Origin of the sequence: Streptomyces sp. (assembly GCF_035563135.1) — a bacterium.
GTDB lineage: Bacteria > Actinomycetota > Actinomycetes > Streptomycetales > Streptomycetaceae > Streptomyces.
This window is the reverse complement of sequence record NZ_DATMVN010000398.1, coordinates 1-20908: the sequence shown is the minus strand read 5'-3', so window position 1 is coordinate 20908 and position 20908 is coordinate 1. Positions and strand designations below refer to the sequence as shown.

Here is a 20908-nt window from a genome sequence, read left to right as displayed (position 1 = left end):
CGAGGGGCACGAGGCGGTGTGCGTCTCGCACCAGCTGCCGATCTGGACGCTGCGCCGCTTCCTCGCCGGCGAGCGGCTGTGGCACGACCCGCGCAAGCGGCAGTGCACCCTGGCCTCGCTGACGACCTTCACGTACCAGGGCGACAGGATCGTGTCCGTCGGGTACACCGAGCCCGCCCGGGACCTGGTGCCGGCGCATCTGCTCGCGGGTGCGAAGCCGGCCAAGGGGAAGTCCAAGGCCTTCGGGGCCTGAGGACTGTCCCGCCGTTCCTGGCGGGACGACCCTCGGCGCCGCGTCAGCCACGCGTACCGCGCTCCGGGCGTCCCGCCGTTCCGGTGTGTCATGTGCGGCACCTGTAAGGGTCTGTTCACGTGACAAGTTTTGTGATTATCGGCGGAACCCTCGTGTTGTTTCCCTCATCTAAGCCATCGCCAGTTTGTATGGCAATGAGGTAATACGACCGCAGATGGGGACGCTATGCGTGAAATCAACCGGAGGGGCCTGCTCGGAGCCGGGCTGGGAGCCGCAGCCGCACTGTCGATGGCCGGCTGCGGCTCCCCCGGCTCCTCGGACGGCGGCAGGCCGGGCCCCGAGGAGGGTCCCCGGGGCGGTGAAGGTGCGCACGGGAACGGCGGCGGCCATCCCGGGAAAAAGGTCAGGCTCATCGGTGACGGCTCCACGGCGGACACCGGAAAGCAGCCGAAACAGCCCGCCGCCCCCGTTCCGCTGGAGCCCGGACAGAAGCCGCCGCAGTTCGTGATCTTTTCCTGGGACGGGGCGGGGGAGGTCGGCAACGGCCTCTTCCCGCGCTTCCTCGAACTCGCCGGGGAACACGACGCGGCGATGACCTTCTTCCTCTCCGGGCTCTATGTGCTGCCCGAGTCGAAGAAGTCCCTCTACCGCCCGCCCAACAACCCCCGGGGCGCCTCCGACATCGGCTATCTCACCGATGACCACGTCAAGCAGACCCTGAAGTACGTCCGGCAGGCCTGGCTCGACGGGCACGAGATCGGCACCCATTTCAACGGGCATTTCTGCGGCGGTTCAGGATCCGTCGGCAACTGGTCGCCCGCGCAGTGGCGGAGCGAGATCGATCAGGCGGTCTCGTTCGTCACCGAATGGCGGACGAACACCGGCTGGACGGATCTCGACCCGCTGCCCTTCGACTACCGCAAGGAGCTGGTCGGAGCCCGCACACCGTGTCTGCTCGGCCAGGACAATCTCCTCCCGGCCGCGAAGCAGCTGGGCTGGCGCTACGACGCGAGCTCACCCGGCGGCACCCAGATGTGGCCCGAGAAGCGCCAGGGCGTCTGGGATCTCCCGTTGCAGGCGATCCCCTTCCCCGGCCACTCCTTCGAAGTCCTTTCCATGGACTACAACATCCTCGCCAACCAGTCGAGGAACTCGACCAACGGAATGCCCTCGCGCTATCCGGGATGGCGCGCCCAGGCCACCGAGGCGTACATCACCGGATTCGACCGCGCCTACGAGACGAATCGCGCGCCCTTCTACATCGGCAACCACTTCGAGGAGTGGAACGGCGGCATCTACATGGACGCCGTCGAGGACACGCTCACGCACATCGCGGGCAAGCCCGATGTGCGTCTCGTCTCCTTCCGGCAGTTCGTCGACTGGCTCGACGTACAGGATCCGGCGGTGCTCACGAAGCTGCGTACCCTCCAGGTCGGACAGTCCCCCGCAGGCGGCTGGAACGCCTTCTTCAAACAGCCCTGACAAGGGGTTTCACGGGCACCGAGGGGGGTGCCCAAGATCCTTGGAACTGCCATGCGAAACTTTTCACATGAGCTCTGGCCGCGCACCCCGACGCCGCTTCACCCTGCTCGCCGCCACGGCCGTGGCCGGTGCCCTGGTCCTGTCCGCATGCGGTGGCGGCACCAAGGCCGGCGGCGGTGGCAACACGAACTTCGTCACCGGCAGCGGTGGCGTCTCCACCGTGGCCAAGGGTGAGCGCGCGGACGCGCCGAAGCTCGACGGCACGACCCTGGACGGCAAGGCGCTCGACATCACCGACTACAAGGGCAAGGTCGTCGTCCTGAACTTCTGGGGATCGTGGTGCGGCCCCTGCCGCGCCGAGGCCAAGCACTTCCAGAAGGTGTCGCAGGAGACCGCTGACCAGGGCGTCCAGTTCGTCGGGATCAACACCCGGGACCCCCAGAAGTCCCTCGCGGTCAGCTTCGAGGAGGACTTCGGGGTCACCTACCCGAGCCTCTACGACCCGACCGGGAAGCTGCTCCTGCGCTTCCCGAAGGGCACGCTGAACCCTCAGGCCATCCCGTCGACCGTGGTCGTCGACCGGGACGGGAAGCTCGCCGCCCGCACGCTCGCCGCCCTCGACGCGGAGAAACTGCGGAAGATGATCGACCCGCTGATCGCGGAGAAGTGACCCGGGTGTCCGAGCTTGCCGTGGTCGCCGGCGGAAACGAGACGGTCTTCAGCGGGGCCCTCATGGTGGCGCTGCCCATCGCCCTGCTCGGCGGGCTCGTCTCCTTCTTCTCCCCGTGCGTGCTGCCGCTGGTGCCCGGCTACCTCAGTTACGTCACCGGGGTCAGCGGCGCCGATCTGGCCGAGCGGCGGCGGGGCAGGACCGTCGCCGGGGCCTCGCTCTTCGTCCTCGGCTTCACCGTCGTCTTCGTGTCGGGCGGCGCGCTCTTCGGCTTCTTCGGCCAGACCCTCCAGGAGTACAGCGGGACGCTCTCCAAGGTCCTCGGCGTACTGATGGTCCTCCTGGGGATCTTCTTCATGGGCCTCATGCCCTGGATGACGCAGCGCGAATTCCGCATCCACAAGAAGCCGGTCACCGGACTGGCGGGCGCACCGCTGCTCGGCGCCCTCTTCGGCATCGGCTGGACCCCGTGCCTCGGCCCGACGCTCGCCTCCGTCAACGCGCTCGCGTTCGACCAGGCGACCGCGGGCCGCGGGGCGATCCTGTCCGTGGCGTACTGCCTCGGGCTCGGCGTCCCCTTCGTCCTGGCGGCGATCGCCTTCCGCAAGGCGCTCGGCGCGTTCGGCTGGGTCAAGCGCCACTACGTCTGGGTCATGCGGACCGGCGGCGGCATGATGATCGTGACCGGGATACTCCTGCTGACGGGCGCCTGGGACGTGCTCATCCAGGAGATGCAGGTCTGGTCCAACGGCTTCACTGTGGGGATCTGAGTTTTCATGAGCAACACCGACATCACGGATGAGCGCGACCTCGGCCGGGCCGGGGAACAGCTCTCCACCGCCCCGCGCGAAGAGGCCACCGCCTCCGTGCCCGCCATGGGCGTCATCGGCTGGGCCCGCTGGTTCTGGCGGCAGCTCACCTCGATGAGGGTCGCCCTGATCCTGCTCTTCCTGCTGTCGCTCGGCGCCATCCCCGGATCGCTGATCCCGCAGAACAGCGTGGACGAGCTGAAGGTGCAGACCTTCAAGGAGGCCCACACCACCGTCACCCCGGTCTACGAGAAGCTGCAGTTCTTCGACGTCTACAGCTCGGTGTGGTTCTCCGCGATCTACATCCTGCTGTTCGTCTCACTGATCGGCTGCATCGTCCCGCGCACCGGCCAGTTCATCGGCCAGCTGCGCGGCCGCCCGCCCGGCGCCCCGAAGAAGCTGACCCGGCTGCCCGCGTACACCACCTGGCGCACGGACGCCGATCCCGGGCAGGTCCACGAGGCCGCCCTCGGCATCCTGCGCAGGCGCCGCTTCCGCTCGCACGTCGTGGGCGGCGCGGTGTCCGCCGAGAAGGGCTATCTGCGCGAGACCGGGAACCTGCTGTTCCACATCGCGCTGATCGTCATGCTGGTCGCGTTCGCCGGCGGACAGCTCTTCAAGTCCGAGGGCGGCAAGCTCATCGTCGAGGGCGACGGCTTCGCCAACACGATCACCCAGTACGACGACTTCAAGTCCGGCTCGCTCTTCGACAACGACGACCTCGCCCCCTTCAGCTTCGACCTGCAGGACTTCGTCGGGACGTACGAGCGCACCGGCCCCCAGCGCGGCACGCCCCGGACCTACGAGGCCCGGGTGACGTACTCCGAGGGCGCGGACGGGAAGACGAAGAAGAAGGTCATCGAGGTCAACAAGCCGCTCGTCGTCGACGGCACGAAGGTCTACCTCAACGCGCACGGCTACGCCCCGGTCATCTCGGTCAAGGACGGCAGGGGCAAGGAGGTCTACCGGTCCTCCGTCCCCCTGCTGCCCATCGACAACAACGTCACCTCGACCGGTGCGATCAAGGTGATGGACGGCTACAAGGACAAGAACGGGAAGAAGGAGCAGCTGGGCTTCCAGGCCTTCTTCGTCCCGACGTTCGCGGGCGACGGCCAGGGCACGATGTTCTCGCAGTACCCCGGCCTCGACTACCCGGTCCTCGCGCTCAACGGCTACTACGGCAGCCTGGGCGTCGACTCCGGACTGCCGCAGAACGTGTACCAGCTCGACACGTCCGACATGAAGCAGTTCGAGGACAGCAACGGGGACCAGCTCAAGAAGCGGCTGCGCCCCGGCGAGACCATGCAGCTCCCCGACGGCGCGGGTTCGATCACCTTCGAGAGCGTCGAGGAGTGGGCGAGCTTCCAGATCACGCGTCAGCCCGCCAGCGGCTGGGCCCTCACCGGAGCCGTCGCCGCCATCGCCGGACTCGCCGGTTCGCTCTTCATCCAGCGCCGCCGCGTGTGGGTGCGGGCCGTGAAGGGGCCGGACGGGGTCACCGTCGTCGAGATGGCCGGCCTCGGCCGCAGCGAGTCCGCGAAGCTCCCCGAGGAGCTGGCCGATCTCGCGATCGCGCTCCACACGGTGGCACCCACCGCGCCCGACCCCGAACCCGAGCCCGACCGACCCTCCGAAGAACCTGCCGAAGGGGCTGAGAAGTGAATCTCGCCGCCGCAACCAACGAGAGCCTGGCGAACGCCAGCAACACGCTGATCTATTCGTCCATGGCCGTCTACACCCTGGCCTTCTTCGCACACATCGCGGAGTGGGTGTTCGGCAGCCGCAGCAAGGTCGGCCGTACGGCCGCCGCGCTGAAGAAGGACTCGGCCACCGGCGGCTCCGCGGTGAAGGCGCAGGTCGCGCAGCAGGGTGGCACCGCCGTGCTGGACCGCCCCAGGATCGTCACCCGGTCCGCCGCCGGGACGCGTGACGTCCCGGACGGTCCCGGTGCCGCCGGCGGCACCTTCAAGGGCGACCTGTGGGGGCGGATCGCGGTCTCCCTGACTGTCGTCGCCTTCGCCGTCCAGGCGGCCGGAGTGGTGGCGCGCGCCCTGTCGGTGCAGCGGGCCCCCTGGGGCAACATGTACGAGTTCTCGATCACCTTCTCCACGGTGGCCGTCGGCGCGTACCTCACCCTGCTGGCGCTGCGGAAGAACGTCCGCTGGATCGGCCTGCTGCTGGTCACCACCGTCCTGCTGGACCTCGGCATCGCGACCACCACGCTGTACACCGACAGCGACCAGCTGGTGCCGGCACTGCACTCCTACTGGCTGTGGATCCACGTCTCCACCGCCATCATCTGCGGCGCGGTCTTCTACCTCGGCGCCGTCGGCACCCTGCTCTACCTGTTCCGCGACAGCTACGAGAACAAACTGGCCAACGGCGTCACGCCCGGGAAGTTCGCCACCTCGGTCCTGGAGCGGCTGCCCGCCGCGAAGACCCTGGACACCTTCTCGTACCGCATCAACGCCGCCGTGTTCCCGCTGTGGACGTTCACGATCATCGCGGGCGCGATCTGGGCGGGCGACGCCTGGGGCCGCTACTGGGGCTGGGACCCCAAGGAGGTCTGGTCCTTCATCACCTGGGTCGCGTACGCCGCCTACCTGCACGCCCGCGCGACGGCCGGCTGGAAGGGACGCAAGGCGGCCTACCTGGCGCTGGTCGCCTTCGGCTGCTGGCTCTTCAACTACTACGGCGTGAACATCTTCGTCACCGGCAAGCACTCCTACGCCGGGGTCTGACCGCAGCAGCCGCGAGGGCGCGACCGCACCGAAGCGGTCGCGCCCTCGCGGCATGTGCGGGCATCAGCCCAGCGGGGTGTCCAGGACCGCCTTGCGGTGGCTGAACGTCTCCAGGGAGTACCGGCCGTGGTAGTTGCCCATGCCGCTCTCGCCGACCCCGCCGAACGGCAGGTCCGAGACGGTCAGATGGGCCAGCGGCAGCCCCATGCCGACCCCGCCCGAGGAGGTCTCGGACAGCAGCCGCTCCCGCACGGCGGGGTCCTGGGTGAACGCGTACAGCGCCAGCGGCTTGTCACGGTCGTTGATGAAGCCGATGGCCTCGTCGAGCCCGTCCACGGTGATGACCGGCAGGACCGGACCGAAGATCTCCTCACGCATCACGGGGGAGTCCGGGGCGACATCGGCCAGCACCGTCGGGGCGATGTACTTCTCGTCCCGGTCGTGGTCGCCGCCCGTCACCGCGCGGCCGGAGCCCAGGAGGCCCACCAGCCGGTCGAAGTGGCGCTCGTTCACGATCCTGCCGTACTCCGGGCTGGTGGACGCGTCCGGCCCGAACAGCCCCTCGACCGCCTCCTTGAGGGCGTCGGCCAGGGCCGGCGCGGTCTCCGGGTCGGTCAGGACGTAGTCGGGGGCGACGCACGTCTGGCCGGCGTTGAGGAACTTCCCGGAGGCCAGCCGGGCGGCGACCGTCCTCAGGTCCGTGCCGCGGTCCACGAACGCGGGCGACTTCCCGCCCAGTTCGAGCGTCACCGGCGTGAGGTGCTTCGCCGCCGCGGCCATCACGATCCGGCCGACCGTGCCGTTGCCGGTGTAGAAGATGTGGTCGAAGCGCTCGGCGAGCAGTGCGGTGGTCTCCGGGACCGCTCCCTCCACCACGGCGACCGCGTCCGTGTCCAGATACCGCGGCAGCAGTCCGGCCACGGCGGCGGAGGTCGCGGGCGCCAGCTCGCTGGGCTTGGCGACGACCGCGTTGCCCGCGGCCAGCGCGCCCACGACGGGCGCGAGGAGCAGCTGGACCGGGTAGTTCCACGGAGCGATGACGAGGACGACCCCGAGCGGGTCCTGCACGGTGTGGGCGGTGGCCCCCGTGAGGACCGCCGGCACGGGGGCGGGCTCGGGCTCCAGCCACCCCTCCAGGCGCTCCAGGGTGTGGTCGATCTCGCGGACCGTGAAGTCGATCTCGGTCCGGTAGGCCTCCTTGCGGCTCTTGCCGAGGTCGGCACGGAGCGCCTCGGCCAGCTCGTCGCCGCGCTCGGTGAGCAGGGCCCGCAGCCGCGTCAGCTGGGCGGTGCGCCAGGCGAGGTCCCTGGTGCGGCCGGTGCGGAAGGTGGCCCGGAGCCGGGCGACGACCTCGGCCGGGGCTTCCCGCACGGTCCCGGCGGCGCTCACAGGGCCGCCACGATCTCGCGGGCCAGCTGCTCGGAGGAGGCCGGGTTCTGGCCGGTGTGCAGGGTGCGGTCGTGCACGGTGTGCACCGCCCACGGCTCGGCGGCGGCGTAGTCGGCGCCGAGTTCGACGAGGCGGTCCTCCAGCAGCCAGGGCGCCTTGGCGGCCAGTCCGGCCTGGGTCTCCTCGGCGTTGCTGAAGCCGGTCATGCGGTAGCCGGCGAACGGCCAGCTGCCGTCCTCGCGGCGGGCGGGCAGCAGCGCGGCGGGCGCGTGGCACAGGACGGCGACCTGGGCGCCGGAGTCCAGGGCCGAGGTGAGCAGCCGGCCCGAGACCTCGCTGACGGCGAGGTCCTCCATGGGGCCGTGGCCGCCGGGGTAGAAGACGACGTCGTACGACGTGGGGACGATGTCCTCCAGCCGGGCGGGGATGCGGAGCTTCTCGTCGATCGAGGCGAGGTACGAGGCGACGGCGTCGGCCTGGTCCTGGCCCCCGTTGGCCTCGGCGGCGAGGCTGGCGGTGTCCACGGTGGGGGCGACCCCGCCGGGCGTGGCGATCGTGATGTCGAAGCCGGCCTGCGTGAAGACGCGGTGCGGGGCCGCGAGCTCCTCGGCCCAGAAGCCGGTGGGGTGGGTGGTGCCGTCGTTGAGGGTCCAGTGGTCGGCACCGGTGAGGACGAAGAGTACGGAGGGCATGGGGGATGCTCCCTACGAGACGCGAGACGTACGACGCGTGAAACCTGAAGCTTGATATGCTCAAGCAATACCGTTCATATAACGGGTCAAAGTTGAGCATGTCAAATAAATGCGGGTGCGTGGCGGACAGAGCCCGGACCTCCGGACGCCGCTCACGGATCGAAGGATGACCGACCATGACGACGGAACCGGCACCCCGCGCCGTCCCTACTCCGGACGAACTGCTGGAACCCCTCGCAGTCGTCGTCCGTGGCCACCACGACGACCTCACCGCCGTCGCGGGCCGCCACGGTCTCAGCACCTCGCAGGCCCGGGCGCTGATCGCCCTCAATGAACCCATGCCCATGAGCGCGCTGGCCAGTCATCTGGTGTGCGACGCGTCCAACGCGACCGGGCTCATCGGCCGTATGGAGGCCCGCGGCCTGGTGACGCGCACCCCGGCGCCCGGCGACCGCCGCTCCAAGGTGGCCTCCCGCACGGCGGAGGGCACCGAGCTGGCGCACCGCATCCGCGCCGAGATGCGCGTGGTGCACGGCGCGCTGGAGGCTCTCACCCCCGAGGAGCGCACGGCGCTGCTGCCCCTGCTCGACCGGCTGGGGCGCCTGCTGTCCTCATGAACGCACGGCGTGACTCATGAGGTGGTGCGACTCGTGAGGCGGCGTGACTCACGGGGCGGCGCGGTCCATGACGCGGCGTGGCTCACGGAGTGATGTGACTCATGGAGTGATGTGCCTCATGACGTGGCGGGTGGAGTCGTGCCCTCGGGGCCGGCGCCGCCCTCCCGGCGCCTGATCTCCTCCTCGCGGCGGCGCAGGTCCGCCTCCCAGTCCTTGAGGGCGGACTCGTCCTTCTTGCTCTCGTCCTTGTTCTCTTCCCTCAGCGACTTCAGGAAGTCCGGGTTGTCGTCGGGCGCCACCCATGCGGTGCGGTGCCTGCGGCCCCCGCCCGGCGCGGTGCGCGTCCTGCCCGCGGCCAGCCAGACGACCGGCCCGACGATCCAGAACAGCAGGATGATGAAGACCCAGGCCACCTTCGGCAGGTGCTTGACCTCGTTCTCCGGGGTGTTCAGGCAGTCGATGAACGCGTAGATCGTCAGCGCCAGCGGCAGAAGAAAGATCAGGGCCCTGAGCATCGTGCAAGATCCCCCGAGGTGAGGTGAGGGGGCGCACGGACCGCCCCCGGTGACGGGCCCAGGGTAGCGGGTGTCCGATACTGGGCCTTATGGCTTACGACGATCTTCGCTCCCTGCTCCGTGCTCTGGAGCGCGAGGGCGATCTCAAGCGCATCAAGGCCGAGGTCGACCCGTATCTGGAGGTCGGCGAGATCGTCGACCGGGTGAACAAGGCGGGCGGCCCCGCGCTGCTCTTCGAGAACGTCAAGGGGGCGTCCATGCCCCTGGCCATGAACGTCTTCGGGACCGACCGGCGGCTGCTCAAGGCGCTCGGGCTGAAGTCCTACGCCGAGATCAGCGACAAGATCGGCGGCCTCCTCAAGCCGGAGCTGCCGCAGGGGTTCGTCGGGATCCGTGAGGCGTTCGGCAAGCTCGGCGCGATGACCCATGTGCCGCCGAAGAAGGTGAAGTCCGACAGCGCCCCCGTCCAGGAGGTCGTCCTGACCGGCGACGACGTGGACCTCGACCAGCTGCCGGCGCTCTTCACCTGGCCCGGGGACGGCGGCTCCTTCTTCAACCTGGGCCTCACGCACACCAAGGACCCGGAGACAGGGATCCGCAACCTCGGGCTCTACCGGCTGCAGCGCCACGACAAGCGCACCATCGGCATGCACTGGCAGATCCACAAAGACAGCCGCAACCACTACCAGGTCGCGGCCAGGCGCGGGGAGAAGCTGCCCGTCGCCATCGTCTTCGGAGCGCCGCCCGCCGTCACGTACGCCTCCACCGCACCGCTGCCCGGGGGCATCGACGAGTACCTCTTCGCCGGCTTCCTCCAGGGCAAGCGGATCGAGATGGTCGACTGCAGGACCGTCCCGCTTCAGGTCCCGGCGCAGGCCGAGGTGGTCATCGAGGGGTGGCTGGAGCCGGGCGAGATGCTGCCCGAGGGCCCGTTCGGCGACCACACCGGCTTCTACACGCCGCAGGAACCCTTCCCCGCGCTGAAGATCGACTGCGTCACGATGCGCAAGCGGCCGCTGCTGCAGTCGATCGTGGTCGGCCGGCCGCCCACCGAGGACGGGCCGCTGGGGCGTGCCACCGAGCGCTTCTTCCTGCCGCTGCTCAAGATCATCGTTCCGGACATCGTGGACTACCACCTGCCGGAGGCGGGCGGTTTCCACAACTGTGCGATCGTGTCGATCGACAAGAAGTACCCCAAGCACGCCCAGAAGGTGATGAGTGCCATCTGGGGGGCGCACATGATGTCGCTGACCAAGCTGATCGTCGTCGTGGACGCCGACTGCGACGTGCACGATCTCCACGAGGTGGCCTGGCGGGCGCTCGGCAACACCGACTACGCCCGTGACCTGCTGCTCACCGAGGGCCCGGTCGATCATCTCGACCATGCCTCCTACCAGCAGTTCTGGGGCGGCAAGGCCGGGATCGACGCGACGCGGAAGCTGCCCGAGGAGGGGTACACCCGGGACGGGGGCTGGCCGGAGATGGTCGAGTCCGACCCGGAGACATCCGATCGGGTGACGCGACGCTGGAAGGAATACGGACTGTGACGGTCAAGGCGATGCTGGACGAGGGCGCAGCGGCGGCAGGACTTCTCCGCCGCCGCGGGGGTGAGCCGGCCGACCGCTGCTGGAAGGAGTGCGGACGGTGAGCGCCTCAGCCTCCGCCGGCGCTGTGCCGCAGCCCCGCAGCAAGCCCCGCGCGTTCCTGCGGCTGGTGATGATCGAGCACTCGGTCTTCGCGCTGCCCTTCGCGTACATCGCCTCGCTGACCGCGATGTTCCAGCTGGACAGGACGTTCCACTGGGGCACGCTGCTGCTCGTGACGGTCGCGATGGTCGGGCTGCGTACGTTCGCGATGGCCGCGAACCGGATCATCGACCGGGAGATCGACGCCCGGAACCCGCGCACGGAGGGCCGGGAGCTCGTGACCGGCGCGGTCACGGTGAGGTCCGCGTGGACCGGGGCGCTCGTGGCCCTCGTCGTGTTCCTGGGTGCCGCCGCCCTGCTGAACCCCCTCTGCCTGGCGCTGGCGCCGGTCGCCGTCGTGCCGATGGTCGTCTACCCGTACGGCAAGCGGTTCACGAACTTCCCGCACGCGATCCTGGGCCTCGCCCAGGCCATGGGGCCGATCGGGGCCTGGCTGGCGGTGACCGGGAGCTGGTCGTGGGACGCGGTGATCCTGGGGCTGGCCGTCGGCATCTGGATCGGCGGTTTCGACCTGATCTTCGCCTGCCAGGACGTGCAGGCCGACCGGGCCCACGGGGTGCTCTCCTTCCCCGCGCGCTTCGGGATCCCGGCCGCGCTGTGGGGCGCGCGGGTCTGCCATGTGGTGACGACCGGGCTGCTGGTGTGGTTCGGCCTGGCGACGGACGCGGAGATCTTCTACTGGATCGGCATGGTGATCGTCGCCGTGGCCTTCGTGTACGAGCACCGGGTCGTGCGGCCGCACGACCTGTCCCGGCTGAACCGGGCCTTCTTCTCGGTCAACGGTTTCATCGGGATCGCGCTGTTCGCCTGCGCGCTGCTCGACCTGCTGGTGCGGGGTCTCACACCGTGACGTAGGTCTGCGGGCGGGGGCGGCGGAAGAAGAACGCCGCCGCCACCCCGCCCACGAGGCCGAAGAGGTGGCCCTGCCAGCTGATGCCGGAGTCCGTCGGCAGCACGCCCCAGAGCAGGGAGCCGTAGACCGCGGCGATGATCACGCCGAGGACGATGTCCAGCGGGCGCCGGTCCACGAAACCGCGGACCAGAAGGTAGCCGAAGAGGCCGAAGACCACCCCGGACGCGCCGAGCGTCACCGTGTCCGGCGGCGCGGTGAGCCAGACGCCGAGGCCCGCCGTCACGATCACCACGAGGACCACGGCGGCGAACCTGCGTATCCCGCCGAGCGCGGCGATGAAGCCGAGGACCAGCAGCGGGACGCTGTTGGACGCCACGTGCTCCCAGCCGCTGTGCAGGAACGCGGACGGCACGACGTCGGCCAGCTCCGCGGTTTCGCGCGGGCTGACGCCGTAGGTGTCGAGGGAATGGCCCGTCGCCGCGTCGACGCCTTCCAGGAGCCACAGCAGCGCGAGCCAGCCGAGCATGACCACGCCGGCCGTGACGGCCCGTGCGGTGGCGCTCGTGCGTGTGTCCGTCATGGTCACCCCCTGTCCATGGCTGTTCCCTCGTCCGCTGCAACGTCCGGAGCACCTGGCTCAGTTCCTGGAGCAGGGCGCCGGATAGGCTCGGTGGTGTGAGAACCGGGACTTCGATGAGTCAGCAGCAGCGCAGGCCTTGGATCGTCGGGGTCTCGGGCGCATCGGGCACGCCCTTCGCGGCCGCGGTGCTGCGCGGGCTGCTGGCCGCCGGGGAGAGCGTCGATCTGGTGGTCAGCCGCGCCTCGCGGCTGACGCTCCTGGACGAGACGGGGATCTCCTTCCGCGACGCCCACTGGCAGGAGGACCTGCGGAGCTGGCTGGCGCGGGGCGCGGACGGGAAGCCGGACACCTTCGGCCCGGACATCTCCGGCGTACGCCACTGGGCGGCCGGCGATCTGGCGGCCGGGCCGTCGTCGGGATCGTATCCGGCGAAGGGGATGCTGATCGTCCCGGCGTCGACGGCGTGCGTGGCCGGGGTGGCCCTCGGGCTCTCGAAGGATCTGCTGCAGCGGGCCGCGAGCGTGACGCTCAAGGAGCGGCGGAAGCTGGTCGTGGCCGTGCGCGAAACGCCGCTCAGCGGCCGGACGCTGAAGCAGATGGTCGCACTCGACGAGGCGGGAGCCGTGGTGCTGCCCGCCTCGCCGGCGTTCTACGCGGGAGCGACGCACATCCAGGACCTGGTGGACTTCGTCGCGGGGCGGGTGCTGGACGCGGCGGGGGTGCCGCACCAGCTGTACCGCCGGTGGGAAGGGGAGCTCGGTGGCGCCTCCCGGGGCTGATCCGGCGGGGTCAGCGCTTCTTCCTGCTCACGCGCGGGGTGCGCGTGCGGTCGACCCGGTGGGCGGCGGCGGGCTGGTGGGCACGCGAGCGGTTGGCCAGGTCCTGCAGCTCGCGCATCCGGGCGTAGGCCATCTCGATCGAGTACACGGTGAAGGTCACTCCTGAAGATTCGAAAGCTTTTCTTGGATAATGAGGAAGATTTACAGGGCTTGACCCTGTTGTGCCTTGGATTCTACACGTAAACTCGCGGTACTGCTGAACAATGGAAGGTTTCAGTCATATGGACGCGGTGGACAGACAGCTCATCCAGGCCCTGAGGGAGAACGGCAGGGCCTCGTACGCCGAGCTGGGACGGCTCGTCGGGCTCTCCGGGCCCAGCGTCACCGACCGCATCAACCGGCTGGAATCCGCCGGTGTCATCACCGGCTACCGCGCGACCGTCGACGCCGCCTCGCTGGGGCTCGGGGTCACGGCGCTGATCGGCATCTCCCTCTCCGACGCCGCCGACCACGAGGACGTCGCGCACCGGCTGAAGGACCTCGCCGAGATCGAGGACTGCTGGTTCATCGCGGGTGACGACTCCTTCATGCTCAAGGTGCGGGTGGGGGACGTGGACGGCCTGGAGAAGACGATCCGCAGGCTCAGCGGCACGAAGGGCGTCTCCCGGACCCGTACGACGGTCGTGCTCTCCACGAAGTGGGAGAACCGGGTGGGGGAGCTCCCCGAGGAGGAGTGACGCGGAGCGGCGACGGGGGTCCCCCCGCCCGGAAGGCGGGGGAGTACCGTGGGCTGCCGGATCTGTCACATGGAGATATGGAGGCGCCCTGGTGGACGCGGGACTCAAGCGCGAGCTGGAGGAGAAGGTCCGGGCCGGTGAGCGGCTGACCCGCGAGGACGGGATCGCGCTCTACGAGTCCGACGACCTGGCCTGGCTCGGCGGGCTGGCCCACGAGGTGCGTACGAGGAAGAACGGCGACGTCGTCCACTTCAACGTCAACCGCCACCTCAACATGACCAACGTGTGCACCGCGTCCTGCGCGTACTGCTCGTTCCAGCGCAAGCCGGGCGAGAAGGACGCGTACACGATGCGCATCGAGGAGGCCGTCCGGCTCGCGAAGGCGATGCAGGGCGAGAACCTCACCGAGCTGCACATCGTCAACGGGCTGCACCCCACCCTGCCGTGGCGCTACTACCCGCGCTCCCTCAGCGCGCTCAAGGAAGCCCTGCCGGAGGTGGCGCTCAAGGCGTTCACGGCGACGGAGATCCATCACTTCGAGACGATCTCCGGGCTCTCGGCCTCCGAGATCCTCGACGAGCTGATCGAGGCCGGGCTGGAGTCGCTGACCGGCGGCGGTGCGGAGATCTTCGACTGGGAGGTCCGCCAGCACATCGTCGACCACAACACCCACTGGGAGGACTGGTCGCGCATCCACCGTCTCGCGCACGAGAAGGGTCTCAAGACCCCCGCGACGATGCTGTACGGGCACATCGAGGAGCCCCGTCACCGCGTCGACCACGTGCTGAGGCTGCGGGAGATGCAGGACGAGACCGGCGGCTTCCAGGTCTTCATCCCGCTCCGCTACCAGCACGACTTCGTGGACATGAAGGACGGCAAGGTCCGTAACACCCTCCAGGCGCGGACGTCGATGGCGACCGGCGCGGAGGCGCTCAAGACCTTCGCGGTCTCCCGGCTGCTGTTCGACAACGTCCCGCACGTCAAGGTGTTCTGGGTGATGCACGGCGTGCAGACCGCGCAGCTCGCACTCCAGCACGGCGCGGACGACATGGACGGCTCGGTCGTCGAGTACAAGATCACGCACGACGCCGACGACTACGGCACCCCGAACAAGCTCGGCCGCGAGGACCTGCTGGACCTCATCCGGGACGCGGGCTTCCGGCCCGTGGAGCGCAACACCCGGTACGAGATCCTGCGCGAGTACCCGGGCCCGGACGCCGGACGGCGCGAGACGCCGCAGCCGATGCGCGTCTGAGGCGGCACCGGGCCCGGCGGCCCCACCACGCGAGAAAGCCCCGGCCGCCGGGGCTTTCTCGCGTGGTGGACGCAGGTTGAGCGTCCTGCTGCGTAATGGTTAACCTGCCCCAATGGCGCTTACTTTTGAAGTGGATCCCGCGTTCGGCCGAACTCTGCGGGACGGCATCACCGCGCTCTGGGTCGATGTCAGCAACGCGGGCGGAGCCGTCGGCTTCGTGCCGCCCGTCACCGGCGAGGACGTCCGGCCGGAGCTCGTCAAGCACCTCGCCGGGATGACGGAGGGCCGCACCCACCTGATCGTCGGACGGGACGAGGACGGCACGGTGGCCGCCACCGCCTTCCTCACCCGCAACACCCACCGGCTCATGCAGCACTGGATCGGCGTCTACACGGTCATGGTGCACCCGCGCCACCAGGGCAAGGGCTTCGGCCGCGCCCTGATGACGGCTGCGGCCGAAGCCGCCCAGGGGCTCGACGGGATCGACGCCATCCGGCTCACCTGCCGCAGCGGCACCGGGGCGGACCGCTTCTACGCCTCCTGCGGGTACAAGGAGGTGGGCCGGATCCCGAACGCCATCCGGGTCGCCGAGGACGACTACCGCGACGACATCATCATGCTGCTCCCGCTCTTCCGTTAGCGGCCCCAGGGGCAACCCCTGCGAACTGATCGAATTCGGGGCATGCTTCACTGGTCGGGCAGGACTCCGGACTGCACGACCGCAGGAACGTCGGACGTAGAGAGAAGGCCAGCCGTGTCCGCTGCAAAGCCCAGCGCAACGATCCGGTACACCGCCATGCGCCTGCTGATTTTCGTCGGCTGCTTCTTCGTCGCCGGCGTGGCGGTCCACTTCGGGGTGCTCCCCGCGGGCGTCGCCGGCTCCAACGCCCTCTGGGTCGTCCTCCTCGGTCTGCTGCTCTCCGCGCCCCTCAGCTTCATCCTGCTGCGCAAGCAGCGTGACGAGATGTCCGAGCAGATCATCTCGACGGTCGACCGGACCAAGGCCAGGCTCGAGGCGAACCGCACCCGCGAGGACAGCGTCACCCGGTAGGCGCCGCGTAAGCTTCCTCACACCCGAACCCCCGTACGACGAGACCCCGGACCGGAGCAGCCGCTCCCGTACCGGGGTTTCGGCGTGTCCGGACCAGGGACCGGTGAAATGATCAAGAAGTAGACCTTTGAGGTTCTCAAAGTTGCAGTGTTAACGTATTCGGCATGATGACGGCAGCGCGCACCCACCACGCCTTGAGCATCCCGCTCGTGGCGCGCCTGCACGTCGATCTCTGCCGCTGTATGTCCGCGGTCTGTTGCCGCAACGTCTGAACCGGCATCATGCAGCGGCGCCGTCCCTGACACGGGCGCCGCACCCCCGTCCCCCTGTTCGACCGCACGACCGTACGCCTGTCCTCGTACGCGCCGATGCGTCACATCTGGAGTGTGTCCGTGTCCGCGAATCCCGCGTCCACCGCCGAGACCGGAGCCGGTAAGCCGTCCGGTTCCGGTTTCCGCCTGCCCCGCGTCCCGTTCTGGGTCCAGATAGTCGCCGGTCTGGTCCTCGGTGTCCTGCTGGGCTGGCTCGCCCGCAGCCAGGACGTCGGCTGGCTCGTCACCACCCTCGACAAGGTCGGCGGCATCTTCGTCCAGCTCCTCAAGCTGGCCGTCGCGCCCCTCGTCTTCTTCGCGATCCTGGTCTCGATCACCAACCTGCGCAAGGTCAACAACGCCGCCAGGCTGGCCACCCGCACCCTGCTGTGGTTCATGATCACGTCACTGATCGCGGTCGCCATCGGTCTCGCGATCGGCCTGGTCACCAACCCGGGCGCCGGTACCGGCCTCACCCCGAAGGACGGCGCCAAGCCCGAGAACGCCGGCTCCTGGATCGACTTCCTCACCGGCATCGTCCCCACCGACGTCATCACGCCGTTCACCGAGCTGAACGTCCTGCAGATCGTCTTCATGGCGGCGGTCGCCGGTATCGCCGCGCTCCAGCTCGGCGAGAAGGCCAAGCCGATCCTCGCGCTCAGCGAGTCGGTCCTCGAACTCCTCCAGAAGGCCCTGTGGTGGGTCATCCGCCTCGCCCCGATCGGCACCGTCGGCCTCATCGGCTACGCGATCGCCGACTACGGCTGGGACCTGATCGGCAAGTACGCCACGTTCACCGCCGACGTGTACATCGGCTGCGCCCTCGTGATGTTCGGCGTGTACCCGCTGCTGCTCGCCACGGTCGCCAAGGTCAGCCCGCTGCAGTTCTTCAAGGGCGCCTGGCCCGCGATCCAGCTGGCCTTCGTCTCCCGCTCCTCGGTCGGCACGATGCCGGTCACCCAGCAGGTCACCGAGCGCCTCGGCGTCCCGAAGAACTACGCGAGCTTCGCCGTCCCGTTCGGCGCCACGACGAAGATGGACGGCTGCGCCGCGATCTACCCGGCGCTGGCGGCGATCTTCATCGCGCAGATCTTCGACATCCAGCTGGGCATCGGTGACTACATCCTGATCGCGTTCGTCTCGGTGATCGGCTCGGCGGCCACCGCCGGCCTCACCGGCGCCACGGTCATGCTGACCCTCACCCTGTCGACCCTGGGACTGCCGCTGGAGGGCGTGGGCCTGCTCCTGGCCATCGACCCGATCCTGGACATGATGCGCACCGCCACGAACGTGGCGGGACAGGCTCTGGTCCCCGTGATCGTCGCGGCCCGCGAGAAGATCCTCGACCACGACGCGTACAACTCGGCGTCGGCCTCCCCGATCGAGGAGCCTGCGGACGAGGTGCGTGACGTGGAGACCAAGGGCGTCCCCGTCACGGCGTGACCCTTCTGCACACAGGCGCCCCCGGACTCCGTGTCCGGGGGCGCCGCTGTGCGTCCGGGCGGTCACGGGTTCTGGAAGACGACCTCGGGGTTGCCGGGGGTGGGGCCGTCCAGGAGCGGTCGAGGCCGGTCCTTCAGCTGCAGGTCGAGGAAGGCCGCCACGTAGGCCCTGGTGATCCGCGTCGAGCGGTCGCCGGAGAGAGGCGCCTCGGGGTCGGCCGGCAGGCCCAGCTGCTCGCCGAGTCCGGGGGTGTCCGTGAAGGTGAAGTGGCCCGAGTCCCTGACCGTCAGCCAGCGCTTCCAGCCGTCGAGGTGCTGCCACCCCTGGTCCCAGGAGCAGTCCCCGCCCCCAGGACGGTGGCCTGCGTCGGTGCCGAGCATGAGGAACGGCCGTCCGCCGAGGCCCGAGCGGGGGACCGGGTCGAAGAAGGTGCCGTCCATGTTGATCCCGGCGTCGACGCGGGGATCGGTGCGCATCGTGGAGGCCGCGGCGTTGCCGCCGATGGAGTGTCCGGCTGCGGCGATCCGGCGGCGGTCGATCATGCGGGAGTTCTCCCAGGCGGGGTGGGGTCCGGTCAGCCGGTCGAGCACGAAGGAGAGGTCGGCGGCCCGTCCGGCGGAGACGGTCCTCAGCACTTCCCGGGAGGCCGCGTCGTCCGGCGCCGCCTCGACCGTGTCGCAGGCCGCGCACGTCAGTACCCGTCCGCCGGGGAAAACGGTCCCGCTGGTCTCGTAGGCGTGATCGACGCTCGCCACGACATAGCCCCGGCTCGCCAGCTCCTCCGCGAGGGAGGTCAGAGTGGCGCGGGGGGTGTTGAAACCGGGCGAGAGCAGCACCAGCGGGAACCGTCCCCCCGCGGGCCGGGCGTCCGTACGGGCATGGGTGGAGGCCGAGCTGACGACGTCGGCGGACACGAGGCCGTCCAGCCCCCGCCCCGCCAGCATCAGCCGGGCCTCCTCGGTGTCCATGTAGGGGGCCGGCGTGCTTCCGCTTCCCGCCCGGGCCGGGTGGTGGACCGAGACCATCAGTTCTCGGTCCCCGGCCCCGGGCACCCACGGGTCGGCGCGGCTGTGGTCGGTGAGGTGCAGGACGTCGACCCCCACGGCGTACGGGCCGGTCGGGCGGGGCAGTTCGAGTGGGGCGGTGCCGGACGTGGCGGACACGGCCGGTGCGGGCGCGGGGCCGGACAAGGCCTGGGCGGTGACGGCGGGCGTGGTCAGCAGGGCCAGGGCGGCGAGGGCGGAGACAGCGGCCCGTCTGCGGAGTGTGGTCGTCATGTTGAAGGACACTAGGCAGCCGGCCCGGGAAGGGCGTCGGGCCTGGGAGGGATCTCGTGGGCGACCTGAGTCGTACGGACGGGCTACCTCAGATGGAGGGGTGCCTCCCGGCCGTCGAGGCCGGGCCGCTCCCTTCCGTACGGCGGCTGCCGGGGCCGCGCCGTACTCTTACCGAGGAGTAGCGCAGTGGGGGCGGGAGGGATGTCCGACGTGAGTGCAGTGAAGAGCAAACGAATGCCGCGCGCGGTGCGCGAGAAGCAGATGATGGACGCGGCCGTGCGGACCTTCGGGCAGCGCGGATACCGGGCCGCTTCGATGGACGAGATCGCGGAACTCGCCGGGGTGTCCAAACCCTTGGTCTACCTGTACCTCAACTCGAAGGAGGAGCTCTTCACCGCGTGCATCCGCCGTGAGGCGAAAGCGCTGGTGGAGGCCGTACGGGCGGCCGTGGAGCCGGGGATTCCGGCGGACGGGCAACTGTGGTCGGGGCTGCGGGCGTTCTTCACCCACACCGCGGAGAACCCGGACGGCTGGGCGGTGCTGCACCAGCAGGCGAGTTCGCACGGGGAGCCGTTCGTCAGTGAGGTGGGGGCGCTGCGCAAGGAGATCGTTGCGTTCGTGACCGGTCTGATCGGTGCGGCGGCGCGTGAGGCGCACAGCGATCCCGCGCTGCCCGACCGGGATGTGGAGGGGCTCGCGCAGGCGCTGGTGGGGGCGGCGGAGGCGCTCGCCGGGTGGGCGAACTCCACCCCCGGAGTCTCGGCCAAGGAGGCCGCGTCGACCCTGATGAACTTCTCGTGGGCGGGCCTGGAGAACCTCATGCACGGGCGCGGCTGGCAGTCCCGGGGGGACTGAGCGGGCTCAGTCCCCCCGGGCCGCACTGCCGGTGAGGTGGACGCGGCTGCCGCTGCGCACCTGGAAGGCGGCGCCCGCGGCGGCGTACGTGACGGTGGCGGGAAGCAGGACGGGCGCCTTGAAGTCCGCCCGCACGGACCGGATCCGGCGCGGCTCACCCGCCCCGTCCCCGGTTCCGGCCTCCGCCAGGCAGCGGGCGACGGTCCACATGCCGTGCGCGATGTGCCGGGGGAAGCCGAAGAGCCGCGCGGTCAGGGGGTGGAGGTGGATGGGGTTGCGGTCGCCCGAGGCTGCTGCGTACCGCCGTCCGAGGCCGGAGGGCAGCCGCCACTGCGCCACGGCGGGCAGGTCCGGGGAGGCGGCCGGGGGAGGAGCGGGGGCGGCCGTCGCTCCGGTCGCGTGCCGGGACAGGTAGCCGCTGCGTGACTCCCAGACGAGCTCTCCCCCGAGCCGCGCCTCGGTCACGATCGTGACCTCGGTGCCGCGCCGGTGCGGCGTCAGCCCGTCGGCGTACACGGTGAGCCCGAGTTCGTCCGCCGGGTGCAGCGTCCGGTGCCCGGTGATCTCGATCCAGGTGTGGACCAGTCCGAGCACCGGGAGGGGGAAGTCGCGGCGCGTCATCAGCCGCATGGCCGGCGGGAAGCCCAGCACATGCGGATAGGTGAGCGGCACCGGGTCCGGTTCGGCGAAGCCGCAGATCCTGCTGTACGCGGCGAGGGGGCCGGGCGGGACGGGGGCGGGCGGGAGCACCACGCGGCCGGCGGGCAGCACGGCGCCGGGGCGCCCGACCCGCTTGAACGGCGAGGTGGCGGCTCCGCGGACGAGGGACAGGCTCAGACCGTTCATGGGTCAGGCCCCCAGCAGGCTCTGGCCGCAGACCCGCACGACCTGGC

Annotated in this window: 22 protein-coding genes and 1 pseudogene; 16 read left to right on the top strand and 7 right to left on the bottom strand. The window is 69.9% G+C overall.

Annotated features, from left to right (window positions below; genetic code table 11):
- The 6 genes and pseudogenes from VN520_RS17495 to ccsB all read left to right on the top strand — a co-directional run.
- Nucleotides 1-253 (top strand): annotated as a pseudogene (locus VN520_RS17495) (histidine phosphatase family protein); the annotation flags it as partial.
- Between the two features lie 225 nt (nucleotides 254-478).
- Nucleotides 479-1735, top strand: coding sequence for a hypothetical protein (locus VN520_RS17490; RefSeq protein ID WP_325747859.1), 1257 nt, complete (start codon nucleotides 479-481; stop codon nucleotides 1733-1735).
- A 67-nt stretch (nucleotides 1736-1802) separates the two neighbouring features.
- Nucleotides 1803-2405, top strand: coding sequence for a TlpA disulfide reductase family protein (locus tag VN520_RS17485; RefSeq protein ID WP_325747858.1), 603 nt, complete (start codon nucleotides 1803-1805; stop codon nucleotides 2403-2405).
- Nucleotides 2406-2467: 62 nt separating this feature from the next.
- Complete coding sequence (locus VN520_RS17480; protein ID WP_414719871.1) at nucleotides 2468-3175, top strand: cytochrome c biogenesis CcdA family protein; 708 nt, start codon at nucleotides 2468-2470, stop codon at nucleotides 3173-3175.
- A gap of 6 nt (nucleotides 3176-3181) precedes the next feature.
- Nucleotides 3182-4876, top strand: a complete 1695-nt coding sequence (resB, locus tag VN520_RS17475) for a cytochrome c biogenesis protein ResB (protein ID WP_325747856.1) — start codon at nucleotides 3182-3184, stop codon at nucleotides 4874-4876.
- Complete coding sequence (ccsB, locus tag VN520_RS17470; RefSeq protein WP_325747855.1) at nucleotides 4873-5955, top strand: c-type cytochrome biogenesis protein CcsB; 1083 nt, start codon at nucleotides 4873-4875, stop codon at nucleotides 5953-5955. Before resB ends, ccsB begins: the two co-directional genes overlap by 4 nt.
- A gap of 63 nt (nucleotides 5956-6018) precedes the next feature.
- On the opposite strand, the gene VN520_RS17465 is transcribed toward ccsB, so the two are convergent.
- Nucleotides 6019-7344, bottom strand: a complete 1326-nt coding sequence (locus VN520_RS17465; RefSeq protein ID WP_325747854.1) for an aldehyde dehydrogenase family protein — start codon at nucleotides 7342-7344, stop codon at nucleotides 6019-6021.
- Nucleotides 7341-8036, bottom strand: coding sequence for a type 1 glutamine amidotransferase domain-containing protein (locus VN520_RS17460; RefSeq protein ID WP_325747853.1), 696 nt, complete (start codon nucleotides 8034-8036; stop codon nucleotides 7341-7343). Before VN520_RS17460 ends, VN520_RS17465 begins: the two co-directional genes overlap by 4 nt.
- Nucleotides 8037-8212: 176 nt before the next feature.
- Here VN520_RS17460 and VN520_RS17455 point away from each other — a divergent pair, with 176 nt between their 5' ends.
- Entirely contained in the window at nucleotides 8213-8653 is a 441-nt protein-coding gene (locus VN520_RS17455) for a MarR family winged helix-turn-helix transcriptional regulator (protein ID WP_033301617.1), read from the top strand.
- A gap of 116 nt (nucleotides 8654-8769) precedes the next feature.
- Here the strand turns inward: VN520_RS17455 and VN520_RS17450 are convergent, their stop codons facing one another.
- Nucleotides 8770-9168 carry a PLD nuclease N-terminal domain-containing protein gene (locus VN520_RS17450; protein ID WP_325747852.1) on the bottom strand — a complete coding sequence of 133 codons (399 nt, stop codon included), beginning with the start codon at nucleotides 9166-9168 and terminating at the stop codon, nucleotides 8770-8772.
- Between the two features lie 89 nt (nucleotides 9169-9257).
- On the opposite strand from VN520_RS17450, the gene VN520_RS17445 reads away from it, so the two are divergent.
- Together VN520_RS17445 and mqnP are read left to right on the top strand one after the other, a co-directional pair.
- Nucleotides 9258-10715, top strand: coding sequence for a menaquinone biosynthesis decarboxylase (locus VN520_RS17445; RefSeq protein ID WP_325747851.1), 1458 nt, complete (start codon nucleotides 9258-9260; stop codon nucleotides 10713-10715).
- 97 nt (nucleotides 10716-10812) lie between these two features.
- A complete protein-coding gene (mqnP, locus tag VN520_RS17440) occupies nucleotides 10813-11724 on the top strand; it encodes a menaquinone biosynthesis prenyltransferase MqnP (protein WP_325747850.1) in 912 nt (303 codons plus the stop codon).
- Here mqnP and VN520_RS17435 read toward each other — a convergent pair.
- Complete coding sequence (locus VN520_RS17435) at nucleotides 11714-12307, bottom strand: rhomboid family intramembrane serine protease (RefSeq protein ID WP_325747849.1); 594 nt, start codon at nucleotides 12305-12307, stop codon at nucleotides 11714-11716. The two genes, mqnP and VN520_RS17435, sit on opposite strands and share 11 nt — an antisense overlap.
- 113 nt (nucleotides 12308-12420) lie before the next feature.
- Here VN520_RS17435 and VN520_RS17430 point away from each other — a divergent pair, with 113 nt between their 5' ends.
- A complete protein-coding gene (locus tag VN520_RS17430; RefSeq protein WP_325747848.1) occupies nucleotides 12421-13086 on the top strand; it encodes a UbiX family flavin prenyltransferase in 666 nt (221 codons plus the stop codon).
- A 10-nt stretch (nucleotides 13087-13096) separates the two neighbouring features.
- On the opposite strand, the gene VN520_RS17425 is transcribed toward VN520_RS17430, so the two are convergent.
- On the bottom strand, nucleotides 13097-13246 hold the full coding sequence (locus tag VN520_RS17425; RefSeq protein ID WP_325747860.1) for a hypothetical protein: 150 nt from the start codon (nucleotides 13244-13246) through the stop codon (nucleotides 13097-13099).
- A 121-nt stretch (nucleotides 13247-13367) separates the two neighbouring features.
- Between VN520_RS17425 and VN520_RS17420 the strand changes: the two genes are divergently transcribed.
- From VN520_RS17420 to VN520_RS17400, 5 genes are all read left to right on the top strand, one after another.
- Nucleotides 13368-13823: an Lrp/AsnC family transcriptional regulator gene (locus VN520_RS17420; protein WP_325747847.1), complete on the top strand. Its 456-nt coding sequence runs from the start codon at nucleotides 13368-13370 to the stop codon at nucleotides 13821-13823.
- 91 nt (nucleotides 13824-13914) lie between these two features.
- Nucleotides 13915-15078, top strand: coding sequence for an aminofutalosine synthase MqnE (gene mqnE / locus VN520_RS17415; protein WP_031098411.1), 1164 nt, complete (start codon nucleotides 13915-13917; stop codon nucleotides 15076-15078).
- Nucleotides 15079-15190: 112 nt separating this feature from the next.
- Complete coding sequence (locus VN520_RS17410; RefSeq protein ID WP_325747846.1) at nucleotides 15191-15718, top strand: GNAT family N-acetyltransferase; 528 nt, start codon at nucleotides 15191-15193, stop codon at nucleotides 15716-15718.
- A 114-nt stretch (nucleotides 15719-15832) separates the two neighbouring features.
- Nucleotides 15833-16129, top strand: coding sequence for a DUF4229 domain-containing protein (locus VN520_RS17405; RefSeq protein ID WP_325747845.1), 297 nt, complete (start codon nucleotides 15833-15835; stop codon nucleotides 16127-16129).
- 392 nt (nucleotides 16130-16521) lie between these two features.
- The gene (locus VN520_RS17400; protein WP_325747844.1) at nucleotides 16522-17883 is read left to right on the top strand and encodes a dicarboxylate/amino acid:cation symporter; all 1362 of its coding nucleotides are present in this window, start codon (nucleotides 16522-16524) and stop codon (nucleotides 17881-17883) included.
- Nucleotides 17884-17945: 62 nt separating this feature from the next.
- On the opposite strand, the gene VN520_RS17395 is transcribed toward VN520_RS17400, so the two are convergent.
- Nucleotides 17946-19160 carry an alpha/beta hydrolase gene (locus tag VN520_RS17395; protein WP_325747843.1) on the bottom strand — a complete coding sequence of 405 codons (1215 nt, stop codon included), beginning with the start codon at nucleotides 19158-19160 and terminating at the stop codon, nucleotides 17946-17948.
- Nucleotides 19161-19370: 210 nt separating this feature from the next.
- Here VN520_RS17395 and VN520_RS17390 point away from each other — a divergent pair, with 210 nt between their 5' ends.
- Nucleotides 19371-20015, top strand: a complete 645-nt coding sequence (locus VN520_RS17390) for a TetR/AcrR family transcriptional regulator (protein ID WP_325747842.1) — start codon at nucleotides 19371-19373, stop codon at nucleotides 20013-20015.
- Between the two features lie 6 nt (nucleotides 20016-20021).
- On the opposite strand, the gene VN520_RS17385 is transcribed toward VN520_RS17390, so the two are convergent.
- Complete coding sequence (locus VN520_RS17385; RefSeq protein WP_325747841.1) at nucleotides 20022-20861, bottom strand: MaoC/PaaZ C-terminal domain-containing protein; 840 nt, start codon at nucleotides 20859-20861, stop codon at nucleotides 20022-20024.
- Between the last annotated feature and the right edge of the window lie 47 nt (nucleotides 20862-20908).